The 13,138-nt window shown below is 72.7% G+C and carries 14 protein-coding genes; 6 read left to right on the forward strand and 8 right to left on the reverse strand.

The window, feature by feature from the left end; all coding sequences use genetic code 11:
• From AC1UE5_RS23070 to AC1UE5_RS23080, 3 genes are all read right to left on the reverse strand, one after another.
• Positions 1-1,008 (reverse strand): HipA domain-containing protein, encoded by a 1,008-nt coding sequence (locus AC1UE5_RS23070; RefSeq protein WP_482928024.1) that lies wholly within the window; start codon positions 1,006-1,008, stop codon positions 1-3.
• Complete coding sequence (locus AC1UE5_RS23075; protein WP_482928026.1) at positions 1,001-1,222, reverse strand: helix-turn-helix domain-containing protein; 222 nt, start codon at positions 1,220-1,222, stop codon at positions 1,001-1,003. The genes AC1UE5_RS23070 and AC1UE5_RS23075 overlap by 8 nt, the downstream gene beginning before the upstream one ends.
• A gap of 134 nt (positions 1,223-1,356) precedes the next feature.
• Positions 1,357-1,686 (reverse strand): UBP-type zinc finger domain-containing protein, encoded by a 330-nt coding sequence (locus tag AC1UE5_RS23080; protein ID WP_482928028.1) that lies wholly within the window; start codon positions 1,684-1,686, stop codon positions 1,357-1,359.
• A 99-nt stretch (positions 1,687-1,785) separates the two neighbouring features.
• Here AC1UE5_RS23080 and AC1UE5_RS23085 point away from each other — a divergent pair, with 99 nt between their 5' ends.
• Together AC1UE5_RS23085 and AC1UE5_RS23090 are read left to right on the forward strand one after the other, a co-directional pair.
• The gene (locus tag AC1UE5_RS23085; protein ID WP_482928030.1) at positions 1,786-3,453 is read left to right on the forward strand and encodes an NAD(P)/FAD-dependent oxidoreductase; all 1,668 of its coding nucleotides are present in this window, start codon (positions 1,786-1,788) and stop codon (positions 3,451-3,453) included.
• Positions 3,450-4,862 carry an ATP-binding protein gene (locus tag AC1UE5_RS23090; protein ID WP_482928032.1) on the forward strand — a complete coding sequence of 471 codons (1,413 nt, stop codon included), beginning with the start codon at positions 3,450-3,452 and terminating at the stop codon, positions 4,860-4,862. The genes AC1UE5_RS23085 and AC1UE5_RS23090 overlap by 4 nt, the downstream gene beginning before the upstream one ends.
• Positions 4,863-4,874: 12 nt before the next feature.
• On the opposite strand, the gene AC1UE5_RS23095 is transcribed toward AC1UE5_RS23090, so the two are convergent.
• The 4 genes from AC1UE5_RS23095 to AC1UE5_RS23110 form a co-directional block, all read right to left on the reverse strand.
• The gene (locus AC1UE5_RS23095) at positions 4,875-6,170 is read right to left on the reverse strand and encodes a type II toxin-antitoxin system HipA family toxin (protein WP_482928034.1); all 1,296 of its coding nucleotides are present in this window, start codon (positions 6,168-6,170) and stop codon (positions 4,875-4,877) included.
• Positions 6,160-6,492 carry a helix-turn-helix transcriptional regulator gene (locus tag AC1UE5_RS23100; protein WP_482928037.1) on the reverse strand — a complete coding sequence of 111 codons (333 nt, stop codon included), beginning with the start codon at positions 6,490-6,492 and terminating at the stop codon, positions 6,160-6,162. Before AC1UE5_RS23100 ends, AC1UE5_RS23095 begins: the two co-directional genes overlap by 11 nt.
• Positions 6,493-6,553: 61 nt before the next feature.
• On the reverse strand, positions 6,554-7,057 hold the full coding sequence (locus AC1UE5_RS23105; protein WP_482928039.1) for a MarR family winged helix-turn-helix transcriptional regulator: 504 nt from the start codon (positions 7,055-7,057) through the stop codon (positions 6,554-6,556).
• Positions 7,058-7,083: 26 nt separating this feature from the next.
• Positions 7,084-8,292, reverse strand: a complete 1,209-nt coding sequence (locus AC1UE5_RS23110) for an acyl-CoA dehydrogenase family protein (RefSeq protein ID WP_482928041.1) — start codon at positions 8,290-8,292, stop codon at positions 7,084-7,086.
• 18 nt (positions 8,293-8,310) lie between these two features.
• On the opposite strand from AC1UE5_RS23110, the gene AC1UE5_RS23115 reads away from it, so the two are divergent.
• From AC1UE5_RS23115 to AC1UE5_RS23125, 3 genes are read left to right on the forward strand one after another with little or no spacing between them, the layout of a single operon-like run.
• Positions 8,311-9,075, forward strand: coding sequence for a crotonase/enoyl-CoA hydratase family protein (locus tag AC1UE5_RS23115; protein ID WP_482928043.1), 765 nt, complete (start codon positions 8,311-8,313; stop codon positions 9,073-9,075).
• Positions 9,076-9,093: 18 nt separating this feature from the next.
• Positions 9,094-9,309: a hypothetical protein gene (locus AC1UE5_RS23120; RefSeq protein ID WP_482928045.1), complete on the forward strand. Its 216-nt coding sequence runs from the start codon at positions 9,094-9,096 to the stop codon at positions 9,307-9,309.
• A 33-nt stretch (positions 9,310-9,342) separates the two neighbouring features.
• Positions 9,343-9,645 carry a GNAT family N-acetyltransferase gene (locus tag AC1UE5_RS23125; protein ID WP_482928047.1) on the forward strand — a complete coding sequence of 101 codons (303 nt, stop codon included), beginning with the start codon at positions 9,343-9,345 and terminating at the stop codon, positions 9,643-9,645.
• Here AC1UE5_RS23125 and AC1UE5_RS23130 read toward each other — a convergent pair.
• Positions 9,638-11,329: a putative bifunctional diguanylate cyclase/phosphodiesterase gene (locus tag AC1UE5_RS23130; RefSeq protein ID WP_482928049.1), complete on the reverse strand. Its 1,692-nt coding sequence runs from the start codon at positions 11,327-11,329 to the stop codon at positions 9,638-9,640. The genes AC1UE5_RS23125 and AC1UE5_RS23130 overlap by 8 nt on opposite strands.
• Positions 11,330-11,481: 152 nt before the next feature.
• Between AC1UE5_RS23130 and AC1UE5_RS23135 the strand changes: the two genes are divergently transcribed.
• Positions 11,482-13,134, forward strand: coding sequence for an acyl-CoA mutase large subunit family protein (locus AC1UE5_RS23135; protein ID WP_482928052.1), 1,653 nt, complete (start codon positions 11,482-11,484; stop codon positions 13,132-13,134).
• Positions 13,135-13,138 lie beyond the last annotated feature (4 nt).

Below are 13,138 nucleotides of genomic sequence, written 5' to 3' on the forward strand. Positions count from 1 at the left end.
TCAGCTTGTGCGTCTTCCAGTACGCGGCAGTGCACAGGACGTCGTAGGCCGGCGCCAGTGCGGCGCGGCGCGCGCGCTTCCGGGCGCGTACAGGAGCGAGAAGTTCTTCGCATGCGCGTCGTGGTTGCCGACGAGGAAGCTCAGCGCCACCGAGTCCAGCAGCGCGAGCGTCTCGCGGGCGGGCACCGCGCTCGCCCGGCGCAGCAGGGCGAAGCAGTCCGGGAGCGACGGCCCGCCCTCGGCCTCGTACTTGCGCGCGGTGGGCACCCCGAGCGCCTGGCAGAAGTCCTCCTGGTGGAGTCGCGTGACCGCGCCGTCGTCCGCCGTCGCGCGGTCGTACCGGCGGACGAGCAGGCACTCCCGCCCGGCCGCCGCGCGCGGGGTCGCGTCGACGACGGCCATGCCGAGCCGCCGCCCGACGTCGAGGCACATCGCCTCGTTGACGACCGTGTCGTCGAGGCGTGCGATCGGCGTCTTCATGACGTGCGTCGAGGGCGTGCGGCCGGTCGTCAGGCCGACGCGCCCGTCGGCGCCGACGACGACCGGCAGCTTGTCCTGCGCGCCGGCGAGCGACAGCCGGTACTCGCCGTCCTCGTCCGCGTGCATCGGCCGCTGCGGGAGCTCCTCGATCTCGCGGGCGAGCTCCTCGTCGGTGAGCCACTCGACGTCGCCGTCGCCGCCGGGCGGCCCTGCGCCGGGCTCGGTGAGACTCACGGCGCCTGCGGTGTCCCCGCCGATCGCGGCGAGCAGGCTGAAGTCGTTGTTCGCGCTGACGCCGAGCTGCCGCGCGAGCGTCTCGCGCGGCGTGCCCTCCGGGAGGAGCCCGCCGAAGAACGCCGCGACCGCCTCCGGGGCGAAGTCGCCGGTGAGCGGGAGCGCCTGCGAGAGCGGCGGGTGGCCGGCCGCGACCCACGGCTCTGCGTACGCGAACGACAGCGCGTCCTGCCCGTCGACGAGCTGCCCGGCGCGCGCGCCGAAGCACCACACGTCGAGCGCGCGGTCAGCCAAGCGGATCGTCCAGCCAGAGCGACAGGCCGAGGGCCTGCACGACGCGGAGCGTCTCTGCGAGCCGGGCGGTCTCCTTGCCGCGCTCGAGCTCGCTCAGGAAGCGGACGCCCACGCCGGCCGCCGCGGCGACGTCCTCCAGCCGCAGGTCGCGCGCCTGCCGTGTCCGGCGCAGCGCCGTGCCCAGCTCCTCGGGGGTCTCGAACTCGGTCGTCATTTTCCCGCTCGGGACAATACCCAGCCCCACGGCCCGATGACAACGCGTACTGTCCCGCTCGGGACAACTCCGGCTCACGAGCCGGCGATCGACCTGACGTTGTCCCGCTCGGGACAACCACCCCCGGAGCGCCGTCAGGCCATGCCCCACTCCTGCGCCAGCGGCGACGGCGGGATGCGCGGCGCGCCGTGGACGGTGTCGAGGATGAAGCCGGCCTCATCGACGTAGCACCACGACCACTGCTCGCCGGGCTCGACGGAGCGGACGATGGGGTGGTCGGTGGAGCGCGCGTGGGCGGTGGCGTGCTTGTTGGGGGAGTCGTCGCAGCACCCGACGTGGCCGCACTCGAGGCAGATGCGCAGGTGGAGCCACTTGCCGCCGGACGCGAGGCACTCCTCGCAGCCGGCGATGGACTCGGGGAGCTCGGTGACGTGGACGTGGTCGAGGTGCGTGCAACGCGGCATGCCTCCATCCTTGCGCGTCGCGCAACCCCCGCCCCCGCACGTGCGCACGCGCGCCACGCGCGCGCCGTCGCTGGACACGTGTGGAACAGTGGCTCGCGCATGGCAGCCACCACCCCCGAACGCGAACGCCGCCCCGCGATCCTCGCCGTCGACGACGAGCCGGCCGTCCTGGCCGCCGTCGCCCGTGATCTGCGGCGCGGGTTCGGCGAGCGGTACCGCATCCTCCGCGCCGGCTCCGGGCAGCAGGCGCTCGACCTGCTCAAGGAGCTCCGCACGCGCGGCGACCAGGTCGCGCTCCTCATCGCCGACCAGCGCATGCCCGGCATGTCCGGCACCGACTACCTCGTCGAGGCGCGCAAGCTCGTCCCCGACGCCAAGCGCGTGCTCCTGACCGCCTACGCCGACACCGAGGCGGCGATCTCCGCGATCAACGACGTCGCGCTCGACTACTACCTCCTCAAGCCGTGGGACCCGCCGGAGGAGCAGCTCTTCCCGATCGTCGAGGACCTCCTCACCACCTGGGAGTCCGGCGCCGCGCTGGAGGCCGGCGGCGTCCGCGTGATCGGCCACCGCTTCTCCAAGGAGTCGCACGACCTGCGCGACTTCCTCGCCCGCAACCGCGTGCCCGCCCGGTGGCTCGACGTTGAGCGCGACGGCGAGGCGCGCGAGCTGCTCGACGTCGTCGGGCTGGACCGCGAGCGGCTGCCGGTCGTCCTGCTGGAGGACGGCGGCGTGCTCGACCGCCCGAGCGTCCTGGAGCTGGCCGAGCGCCTCGGCGTGGCGAGCCAGCCGACCCAGGACCACTACGACCTCGTCATCGTCGGCGGCGGCCCCGCCGGCCTGGCCGCAGCGGTCTACGGCGCGTCCGAGGGGCTGCGCACGCTGATGGTCGAGCGCGAGGCGCCCGGCGGCCAGGCGGGCATGAGCAGCCGCATCGAGAACTACCTCGGCTTCCCGATGGGCCTGTCGGGCTCCGACCTCGCACGCCGCTCGACCGACCAGGCGCGCCGCCTCGGCGCCGAGCTGCTCACCGTCCAGGACGCGGTCAAGCTGCGCGTCGAGGGCGCCGGCCGGCTGGTCGAGCTGAGCGGCGGCACCACGCTCTCCGCCACCTCCGTGCTCGTCGCGTCGGGCGTCTCCTACAACCAGCTCCAGGTGCCCGGCTTCGCCGAGCTGACCGGCGCCGGCATCTACTACGGCGCGGCGCTGACCGAGGCGCGCTCGTGCACCGACCAGCACGTCGTGGTGATCGGCGGCGCGAACTCCGCCGGCCAGGCCGCCGTCTACTTCAGCGGCTACGCGCGGCAGGTCACGATGCTCACCCGCTCGCCGCTGGCGAAGTCGATGTCGCAGTACCTCATCGAGCAGATCGCCGACCGGCCGAACATCGACGTGCGCACGGGCTGGACGGCGACCCAGGCCGAAGGCCGCGAGGGCCACCTGCGCTGCCTGACCGTGCGCGACGGCGACGGGACCGAGGCGCGCCTGGACGCCGACGCGTGCTTCGTCTTCATCGGCGCGGCGCCGCGGACCGACTGGCTCGACGGCGTCGTCGCGCGCGACGACCACGGCTTCGTGCTCTCCGGCCTCGACGCCAAGAGCGACGGCTGGCCGCTCAAGCGCGACCCGTTCTCGCTCGAGACGTCCGTCCCCGGCGTGTTCGTCGCGGGCGACGTGCGGTCCCGCTCGATCAAGCGCGTCGCGAGCGCGGTCGGCGAGGGCTCGATGGCCGTCTCGCTCATCCACGAGTACCTGGCCGAGGCGTGACCCCGGTGCACCCCGAGCCGCGCGAGCTGCTGCCGTTCACGCTCTTCCGGACGTTGACGGAGGAGCAGCTGGCGCCGTGGGCGGAGGTCGTGCACGTGCGCGACGTGGCCGCCGGGACGGTGCTGGTCGAGCAGGGCGAGCCGTCCGACGTCTACCTCCTGATGGAGGGCACGGCGCAGACGATGGTCGTGCAGGGCGAGAACGTCGAGATGATCGGCCGGATGGAGGCGCCGGGCTTCATGGGCGCGGTCGCCGCCCTCACCGGCACCGCGGTCGACGCGCGGATCCTCGCGGCGAGCGATGCCCGCGTCGGGACGATCGGGCGGGAGGACTTCACGCGCCTGACGCTCGCGCACCCGACCGTGCACGCGCGGATCATGGAGCTCGTCGGCCCCGTCACGCGGACGCTCGCGGGCATCGAGGGCCGGCGTGAGCGGCTCACGTCGCTCGGCACGATGGCCGCCGGCCTCGCCCACGAGCTCAACAACCCGGCGGCGGCGGCGCGGCGGGCGGCCGCGCAGATGGCCGAGGCGGTCGACGTCGTCACCGGCGCGGTGGCCTCGTTCGTCAACGCGGGGATGGAGCGCGCGGACGCGGCGGTGCTCGTCGAGCTGCAGCAGGAGGCGGTCGCGAGCGCCGAGACGCAGGACGTCCACGACGCGCTCGCGGCGGCGGACGCCGAGGACGACCTGCTCGACCGGATGGAGGACCTCGGCGTCCCCGAGCCCTGGACGCTCGTCGAGCCGCTCGTGGCCGCAGGCGTGGACGTCGCGTGGGTCGACCGCGTCGCTGCGGCGGCGGGCGACGCGACCGGCGCGGCGCTCGGGTGGGTCGCGGCGACGCTCACCGTGCGCGGGCTGGCGGACGAGCTGCAGGAGTCGACCGCGCGGATGTCCGACCTCGTCGGCGCCATCAAGTCCTACGCGTACATGGACCGCGGCGGGCTCGTCGAGGCCGACGTCCACGAGGGCCTCGAGACGACGCTCAAGGTCATGGGCCACAAGCTCAAGCACACGAGCATCGCGGTGGAGCGCCACTACGACAAGTCGCTGCCGAAGGTCACGGTCATGGGCTCCGAGCTCAACCAGGTGTGGACGAACCTGATCGACAACGCCATCTCCGCCCTCGGCGAGACGGGCACGATCACGATCACCACGCGCGAGGACGGCGGCTGCGTCCTGGTCGAGCTGAGCGACGACGGCCCGGGCATCCCCGCCGACGTCAAGGAGCGGATCTTCGACCCCTTCTTCACGACGAAGGAGGTCGGCCAGGGGACCGGCCTCGGCCTGTCCACGGCCCGCCAGATCGTCGTCGACCGCCACGGCGGCTCCCTCACCGTCGACTCCGAGCCGGGCCGCACGACCTTCCACGTGTGGATCCCCTACGCGCCGGCCACCAAGCTCAAGTAGGCGCGGACCGGTTCAGCTGCGCGTGGGCTCGGCGATCGGCTCGCGCCAGTCGACGAGGCTGCCGGGGTTGAGGAACTGACGACCCCAGAGCGCGCGCCGCTGGGTGGCGGTGAGCCCGGCCTCGTCGCAGACGTCGTGCCAGCCCTGGACGATCGTGTCGATCTGATGGTCGACGATCTCCGCCGCCTCGCCCTCGCTCAGCTGGTACAGCCGCGCCCGCGCGACGCACCCGGCGACCTCGCTCGCCTTGAAGCCGTCGCGCTCGTCCCCGATGAACATGGCCTGCTCGGCGGTGTGCCCGGTCCGCTGCTGCGGGCAGATGTCGTAGGCGGGCGTGAGCGTGAGCTGCTCTCCGTCCCAGAACGCCGCGTGGTTCCGGGCGTGGTCATCGATGTTCGAGACGAGGACGTTGAAGGTGATCCGGCTGAACAGCTCACGCAGGTTCGCCTGCGGCGCGGCGAAGCGCTCGCGGATGTGCTGCGCCAGCTCGGCGTAGCTGGCGTACCGCGCGATCAGCTCGCCGAGGCCGAGGATGGTCAACGCCGACACGATGGCTCGGCGCTGGTCGGTGCCCGGGATCCGATCGAAGCGCTCGACGAGGAGCGCACGCTTGCCCGCCGACGTGGCGAGCTCCACCGGCGCGGCGGCGATCCCGGCGCGGGCGGCGAGCGTCATCGCGACGTACTCCGCTTGGACCACGGGCATGGTGTCGCTGCTCGACGAGAACTTGGCGATGAGTCGCCGCTCGCCGTCGTCGAGCAGCGCCTTGGGCCGAGCGCCACCGATGGAGGTGCCCCGGAGCAACGCGTCCTCGAGCTGGGCCGGGATCATCTCCCCCGCCTCGATCCGCTCCGTGGCCTGACGCAGGTCGTCGAGGGTCGCCTGTCCCGCTCGCCGGGGTACGTACACCTCCGACGAGGAGGTGAAGTCCAGGTTCCCGGTCCGGTCCGAGTCGCCGGCGAGCAGGTACGTCAACGCGTTGAGCCCGCCCGGATCCGCGCCGCGACCGTGCTGGCCGGTGAGCCGGTCGAGGATGATCCGCTGACCCCAGGCATCCGGCCCCGCGTCCAGGATGCACCCGGGCGCCGACAGCTCGGCGGCCGGTTCGATCAGCCCTGGCCGGAGGGGGAGCTCAGGCAGATAGACGCTGATCGCGTCGTCGCGCTCCAAGTACGTGCGCGCGTACCGGAACCCCATCCTCCCGTCCGGCTCCAACCGATCGAGACGCCCGCACAGCGTGGGCTGGCCGGCACCCGGAAGCCAGATCCACACGAACGCGCGGTCGGAGCCGATCGGGTCAGAAGTCATCGTCGGCCTCTGCTGGGCGCGGGCGAGCGGCGGACGGCAGCAGCGTGAGTCGGTCGCGGCTCCTGAGCAGCTCACGCTCGAGCCCTGCACGGTCGGTGCCGAACAGCGGGACGCCACAGAGGACCGCGAGGTCGAAGCAGATGCCGATCCCGACGGTCGGATCGCCCTTCTCGGCGCGGACGACGGTCCGAGGGGTCACGCCGGCGCGCTCGGCCAGCTCGCGGATCGGCCAGCGGCGTTCCAGGCGGCCCTGCCGGATCTGCGCGCCGAGCAGCTCGCAGGCGTGGCGGACGGTGCGGGAGTATGCGCGCGCAGCTGACATCGTGTCCCTACAGGGATACGATACCTCGCTCGTGTTCCCTGCAGGGAAACGTTCTCGGTGGTCAGGTGAAGTCGTCCGCGCCCCGCCGCAGCTCGCGGAGGACCGCGTAGAGCGCCCCGAGGTCGTCGTCGCCGAGCGGGGCCATGCCGAAGCCGGCGTCGTGCATCGCTTCGGTGGCGGCGATCGCGACCTCGCGGCCGCGCGGGGTGATCGTCGCGAGCGACGAGCGGCGGTCGGACTCGTGGGGTGAGCGCTCCGCGTAGCCGAGCTTCTCCAGGCCGTCGACGATGTTCGTGACCGACGTGCGGTGGACCTGGAGGCGCTCGCCCATCTTGCCCAGCGGCAGCGCGCCCGCGGACGAGAAGTGCAGCAGCATCAGCGCCTCGTAGCGCGGGAACGTCAGGTCGAACGGGCGCAGCAGCTCGTTGAGGCGCGCGAGCAGGATCTGCTGCGCGCGCATGATCGACGTGACCGCCGCCATCGCCGGCACCGGCGCGTCCGGCCAGTGCGACCGCCACTGGCGCTGCGCCTCGTCGATGGGGTCGAAGGGCAGCGGCGGCGTCACGCTCCTCAATCTGGCAGACGCTCCGGTCAGTCCTGGGCGTACGGCTTCAGCTCGCGCCGCGCGATCGTCATCTTGTGCACCTCGTCCGGCCCGTCGGCCAGCCGCAGCGTGCGCACGTGCGCGTACATCCGCGCGAGCGGGAAGTCGTCGCTCATCCCGCCGCCGCCGTGGACCTGCATCGCGCGGTCGATGATCTTCAGCGCGACGTTCGGCGCCGCGACCTTGATCGCCGCGATCTCCGTCCGCGCGTGCTTGTTGCCGACGGTGTCCATCAGCCACGCGGTCTTCAGCGTCAGCAGGCGGATCATCTCCAGGTCGATCCGCGCCTCCGCGATCCAGTCCTGGACGTTCGAACGTGTCGCGACCGGCGCCCCGAACGTCACCCGCGACGAGGCCCTTGCGCACATCAGCTCCACCGCCCGCTCGGCCGCGCCGATCGTCCGCATGCAGTGGTGGATGCGCCCCGGCCCGAGCCGCGCCTGCGAGATGAGGAACCCGTCGCCCTCGCCGGCGATGAGGTTCTCCGCGGGCACCCGGACGTCCGAGAACTGCAGCTCCGCGTGCCCCTCCTGGTCGACGTAGCCGAACACCGGCAGACCGCGCTTGATCGTCAGCCCCGGCGTGTCGCGCGGCACGAGGATCATCGACTGCTGCCGATGCGGCGGCCCGTCCGGATCCGTCTTGCCCATGACGATGAAGATCCGGCACCGCTCCCGCATCGCGCCCGTGATCCACCACTTGCGCCCGTTGAGGACGTACTCGTCGCCGTCGCGCACGATCGACAGCTGCACGTTGCGCGCGTCCGACGACGCGACGTCCGGCTCGGTCATGGCGAACGCGCTGCGGATGTCGCCGTCGAGCAGCGGCCGCAGCCACCGCTCCTTCTGCGCCTCGGTGCCGAACTCCGTCAGCACCTCCATGTTCCCCGTGTCGGGCGCGTTGCAGTTGACCGCCTCCGGCGCGATGAACGAGCGGCCGGTGATCTCGGCCAGCGGCGCGTACTCGGCGTTCGACAGCCCCGGCCCGTACTCGGGGTCGGGGTGGAACAGGTTCCACAGCCCGCGCCGCCGCGCCTCCTCCTTCAGCTCCTCCATCACCGGCGGGTCGAAGTGCGGGTCGCCGGACGCGGCGAGCTGCTCCTCGTACACGCTCTCGGCCGGGTAGACCTTCTCGTCCATGAACGCCGTCAGGCGCTCCGCGAAGTCCTTGCTGCGCGCGGTCGGCTCGAAGTCCATCTGCGGGACGATAAGCGGATGAGCGTTCAGTACGAGCTGCGCGGCCACTGCGCCGTCATCACGATCGACCGCCCCGAGGCGCGCAACGCGGTCTCGCCGGAGGTCGCGTCCGGCATCGAGGCCGCGATCGACCGGGTGGAGGCCGAGGACGACGTGCGCGTCGCGATCCTCACCGGTACGCCGCCGGTGTTCTGCGCGGGCGCGGACCTGAAGGCGATCGGCGCGGGGCGCGCGGCGGAGCTGTCGACGGAGCGCGGTGGGTTCGGCGGCCTGGTCAAGCGCGAGCGCACCAAGCCGCTCATCGCGGCGGTCGACGGGCCGGCGCTCGCGGGCGGCACCGAGCTCGTGCTCTCCTGCGACCTCGTCGTCGCGTCGACCAGCGCCACGTTCGGCATCCCGGAGGTCAAGCGCGGCCTCATCGCCGCGGCGGGCGGCCTGTTCCGGCTCGGCCGCCGCCTGCCCGCGAACGTCGCGATGGAGCTGGCCCTGACCGGCGACCCGATCGACGCCCAGGCCGCGCACCGGCACGGCCTCGTCAACGTGCTCGCCGACCCCGGCCAGGCGCTCGACGGCGCGCTCGCGCTGGCCGAGCGGATCGCGGTCAACGCCCCACTGGCCGTGCGCGAGTCGCGCGCGGTGATGCTCGAGGCGACCGGGATGCCCGACGACGTCGCCTGGCGGCGCAGCGACGAGGCGCGCAACGTGATCATGGTCTCCGAGGACGTCCGCGAAGGCGTCATGGCCTTCGTCGAGAAGCGCGCACCGGTGTGGACGGGGCGCTGACGGGGCAGGTGTCCCGGTATGGCACCTGACCCCGATGAGCGCGAGTCGCGGCACGACGGGAAGCACTCCGAGCCGCTCGGGCCCGCGACCCCCGACGACGAGACCCCGCTGGGCGACACGCCCGAGGCGCACGACGAGATCACGCCCCACGACCTCCCGCCCGACCACCCGGGCCGCGAGGAGGCCGAGAAGCAGGCGAGCGAGCACGGCGGGACGACGCGCGGGGACGTCTGAGGCGCGCCGTCCGGCGCGCGCCATAGTGGGACGGTGCCCCGCACCGTCACCCACCATCCTGACCGCAACCGGTACGAGCTCGCCGTCGACGGCGAGCTCGCCGGCTGGATCGACCTCCTCCCCGGAGGCGCCAGCGTGATCCTCGCCCACACCGAGGTCGACGGCCGCTTCGAGGGGCAGGGCCTCGGCGGCGAGCTCGTCCGCGGCGCGCTCGCCGACCTGAAGGCGCAGGGCAAGACGGTGATCCCGACCTGCCCGTTCGCCGCCGCCTACATCAAGCGCCACCCCGAGCTGGCCGAGCACGTCGACCCGGCCATGCGCGCGCAGTTCACGTAGGGAGCGGCGCGGCGAGCATCGCCTTCAGCGCGTCCGGCGGGAGCGGCTTCGAGAACAGGTAGCCCTGTGCGAGTCGCCCGCCGAGCGCACTGACGAGCGCCGCCTGCTCGTTCGTCTCGACGCCCTCGACCAGGACCTGCAGCCCGAGCGCCTCGGCCAGCCCGAGGAGCCCGCGCAGGACGCCGCTCGACGTCGGGGTCGCGCGGGCGGTGAACGAGCGGTCGATCTTCAGCATCCCGACGGGCAGGCGGTCGAGCCGGCTGAACGACGAGTAGCCGGTGCCGAAGTCGTCGATCGCGAGCGTCACCCCGGCGGCCGCCAGCTCCTCGAGCGTCGCGAGGACGAGCGCGGTCTCGCGTGTGAACGCGGACTCGGTGATCTCCAGCGTGAGCCGCTCCACCGGCAGGCCGTGGCGGGCGGTGATCTCCAAGACGCGCTGCGCGAAGCCCGGCTCCTCGAGCTGGACGACCGACACGTTGACGGCGAGGTCGAGCTCCCGGTCGGCCCACGCGGCGACCTGCGCGCACGCCTGGTCGAGCACCCACGCGCCCAGCTCGATGATCGCGCCGGACTGCTCGGCGAGCGGGAGGAAGTCGAGCGGCGGGATCAGGCCGCGGTGCGGGTGCTCCCACCGCACCAGCGCCTCGACGCCGCGGACGCCGCCGCCCGCCAGCTCGACGACCGGCTGGTAGTGGACGCGCAGCTCGCCGCGTTCGATCGCGCCGGGCAGGTCGCTGCGCAGCTCCAGCCGGGCGCGGGCCCGGTCGTGCAGCGCCGAGCGGTAGGCCGCCGGCCGGCCCTTGCCGCACTGCTTGGCGTCGTACATCGCGAGGTCGGCGTTGCGCAGCAGCTCGTCGGCGTCGCCCGCGTCGTGCGCGAGCGCGATGCCGACGCTGGCGCCGATGCGGACCGTCTCGGCGCCGACGACGACCGGGTGCGCGAGCGCGAGGAGCGCGCGGTCGGCGGCGCGCTCCGCGGTCTCGGGCGTGGCCGTGCGCAGGAGCACGGCGAACTCGTCTCCGCCGAGCCGCGCGACGACGTCCTCGGTGCGGAACGCGTCCTTCAGGCGGCCCGCGACGTCCTGCAGGAGCACGTCGCCCGCGGGATGCCCGAGGCTGTCGTTGACCGCCTTGAAGTCGTCGAGGTCGACGAACAGCACGGCGCCGACCGGCGCGGCGCCGTCGTACGCGGCGGTCACCTCGTCGACGAACCCGGCGCGGTTGAGCAGCCCGGTCAGCTCGTCGTGCGCGGCGCGGTGCTCGTGCAGCCCCGCCAGCTCCTGCAGCAGGTCGACGACGACGATCGTCCGCAGCCGGCCGTCGGCGGTCCGCACGAGCAGGTCGTCGTAGCGGCGGCCCGCGGGCCGCGCGAGCGCCCGCCGCCCCGCCTCCACGAGCCCGGTCGTCGCGTCGAGCACCGGCGACGCCTCGTCGCGGATGAGCGAGCCGACCGTCTGGTTCGCGTACAGCGCCCGCCCGTACCCCAGCCGCCCGGCCATCTCGAGGCTCAGCCGGCGGCGAGTGAGGACGTGGAACCGGTCGTCGTCCAGCTCGACGACCACGGAGGACAGCTCCGGACGCTCGGCGAACACGAGTTCCACGTCGGGACAGGGAAGCGCGGCCGGCAGGACGACGGCCGGAGCGGACAGGCTCAGCACGTCGCGTTCGAGGGGGAGGGGTGTCACGCGCAGGTACTCGGCGGCTCGTCACCCGCTCGTGACCGCAGTTCACAACCTGGTCACAACCGTGCCGCTTCATGTGCGGCATCGCACGCGTGATGGAGAAACGTGGTATTCCTACTATCTGACCACCGCGCTTCTGGGGAGCTGACCCTGCCGTGACCCCGCTGACGACCCTCGCCGCCGACCTCGAGCAGTGGCGCGAGCGGTACAACGCCACGCCCGAGCGCGACGCGCTCTTCACCACGCTGTCCGGCGAGGCGATCGCGCCGCTCTACACGGCCGAGGATCTGCCGAGCGATCCCGACGAGGCGATCGGCGTCCCGGGCGAGTTCCCGTTCACCCGCGGCGTGTACCCGAGCATGTACCGCGGGCGGCTGTGGACGGTGCGGCAGTTCGCCGGGTTCGGGACGGCGGAGGAGACCAACGCGCGCTTCCGGTACTTGCTCGACCACGGGCAGACGGGGCTCAGCACGGCGTTCGACATGCCGAGCCTCATGGGTCACGACAGCGACTCCCCGCGCTCGCTTGGGGAGGTGGGGCGCGAGGGAGTCGCCGTCGACACCGTCGACGACATGCAGACGCTCTTCCAGGGGATCGACCTGGGCGACGTCACGGTCTCGATGACCATCAACGCCCCCGCGGCGATCATGATGGCCTACTACGTCGTCGCCGCCGAAGCCCAGGGCGTCCAGCCGCACCAGCTCGGCGGCACCGTCCAGGCGGACATCCTCAAGGAGTACATCGCCCAGAAGGAGTGGTGCTTCCCGATCGACCCGGCGATGCGCCTGCTCGACGACATGATCGAGTGGTGCACCGAGACGATGCCGCGCTGGCACCCGGTCTCGATCTCCGGCTACCACATCCGCGAGGCCGGCTCGACCGCCGCGCAGGAGCTCGCGTTCACGCTGAAGGACGGCCTGACGTACGTCGAGCGGGCGATCGCGCGCGGCATCCCGGTCGACGACTTCGCGCCCCGCCTGAGCTTCTTCTTCAACGCCCAGATCGACTTCTTCGAGGAGATCGCCAAGTACCGCGCCGCCCGCCGCATCTGGGCGCGGGAGCTGCGCGACACGTACGGCGCGAAGAACCCGAAGTCGATGCTGATGCGGTTCCACACCCAGACCGCGGGCGTCAGCCTCACCGCGCAGCAGCCGCTCAACAACATCACGCGCACCGCGATCGAGGCGCTCGCCGGCGTGCTCGGCGGCACCCAGTCGCTGCACACCAACTCGTACGACGAGGCGCTCGCGCTCCCCACCGAGGAGGCCGTGCGCATCGCGCTGCGCACGCAGCAGATCATCGCCCACGAGACCGGCGTGACGAACACCATCGACCCGCTCGGCGGCTCCTACTTCGTCGAGGCGCTGACGGACAAGATGGAGGAGCGCGCGTACGACTACTTCCGCCGGATCGATGAGCTCGGCGGCATGGTCGAGGCCGTCAAGCAGAACTTCCCGCAGCGCGAGATCGCGGACGCTTCGTGGGAGCTGCAGTCCGAGATCGACAGCGGCAAGCGCAAGATCGTCGGCGTCAACGCGCACACCGAGGGCGACGACGGGCAGACCCCGATCCTGCGCATCGACCCGGCGCTCGAGCGCAAGCAGGTCGGCCGCGTCCAGGCGGTCCGCGCGCGCCGCGACGCGACCCAGGTGGAGACGTCGCTGGCCGCTTTGCGCGATGCTGCGCAGACCGACCGCAACCTCATGCCCCTCCTCGTCGACTGCGCCCGCGCGCACGCCACCGAGGGCGAGATCGTCCACGCGCTGCAGGACGTCTGGGGCTCCTACACCGAGCGACCCGTCTTCTAGGACC

It is taken from the genome of Parviterribacter multiflagellatus (genome assembly GCF_056863265.1).

Coding starts and splice junctions, on each gene's coding strand:
- AC1UE5_RS23075 (WP_482928026.1), bottom strand. CDS start 1,222: ATGACGACCGAGTTCGAGACCCCCGAGGAGCTGGGCACGGCGCTGCGC.
- AC1UE5_RS23080 (WP_482928028.1), bottom strand. CDS start 1,686: ATGCCGCGTTGCACGCACCTCGACCACGTCCACGTCACCGAGCTCCCC.
- AC1UE5_RS23085 (WP_482928030.1), top strand. CDS start 1,786: ATGGCAGCCACCACCCCCGAACGCGAACGCCGCCCCGCGATCCTCGCC.
- AC1UE5_RS23095 (WP_482928034.1), bottom strand. CDS start 6,170: ATGACTTCTGACCCGATCGGCTCCGACCGCGCGTTCGTGTGGATCTGG.
- AC1UE5_RS23100 (WP_482928037.1), bottom strand. CDS start 6,492: ATGTCAGCTGCGCGCGCATACTCCCGCACCGTCCGCCACGCCTGCGAG.
- AC1UE5_RS23110 (WP_482928041.1), bottom strand. CDS start 8,292: ATGGACTTCGAGCCGACCGCGCGCAGCAAGGACTTCGCGGAGCGCCTG.
- AC1UE5_RS23115 (WP_482928043.1), top strand. CDS start 8,311: ATGAGCGTTCAGTACGAGCTGCGCGGCCACTGCGCCGTCATCACGATC.
- AC1UE5_RS23120 (WP_482928045.1), top strand. CDS start 9,094: ATGGCACCTGACCCCGATGAGCGCGAGTCGCGGCACGACGGGAAGCAC.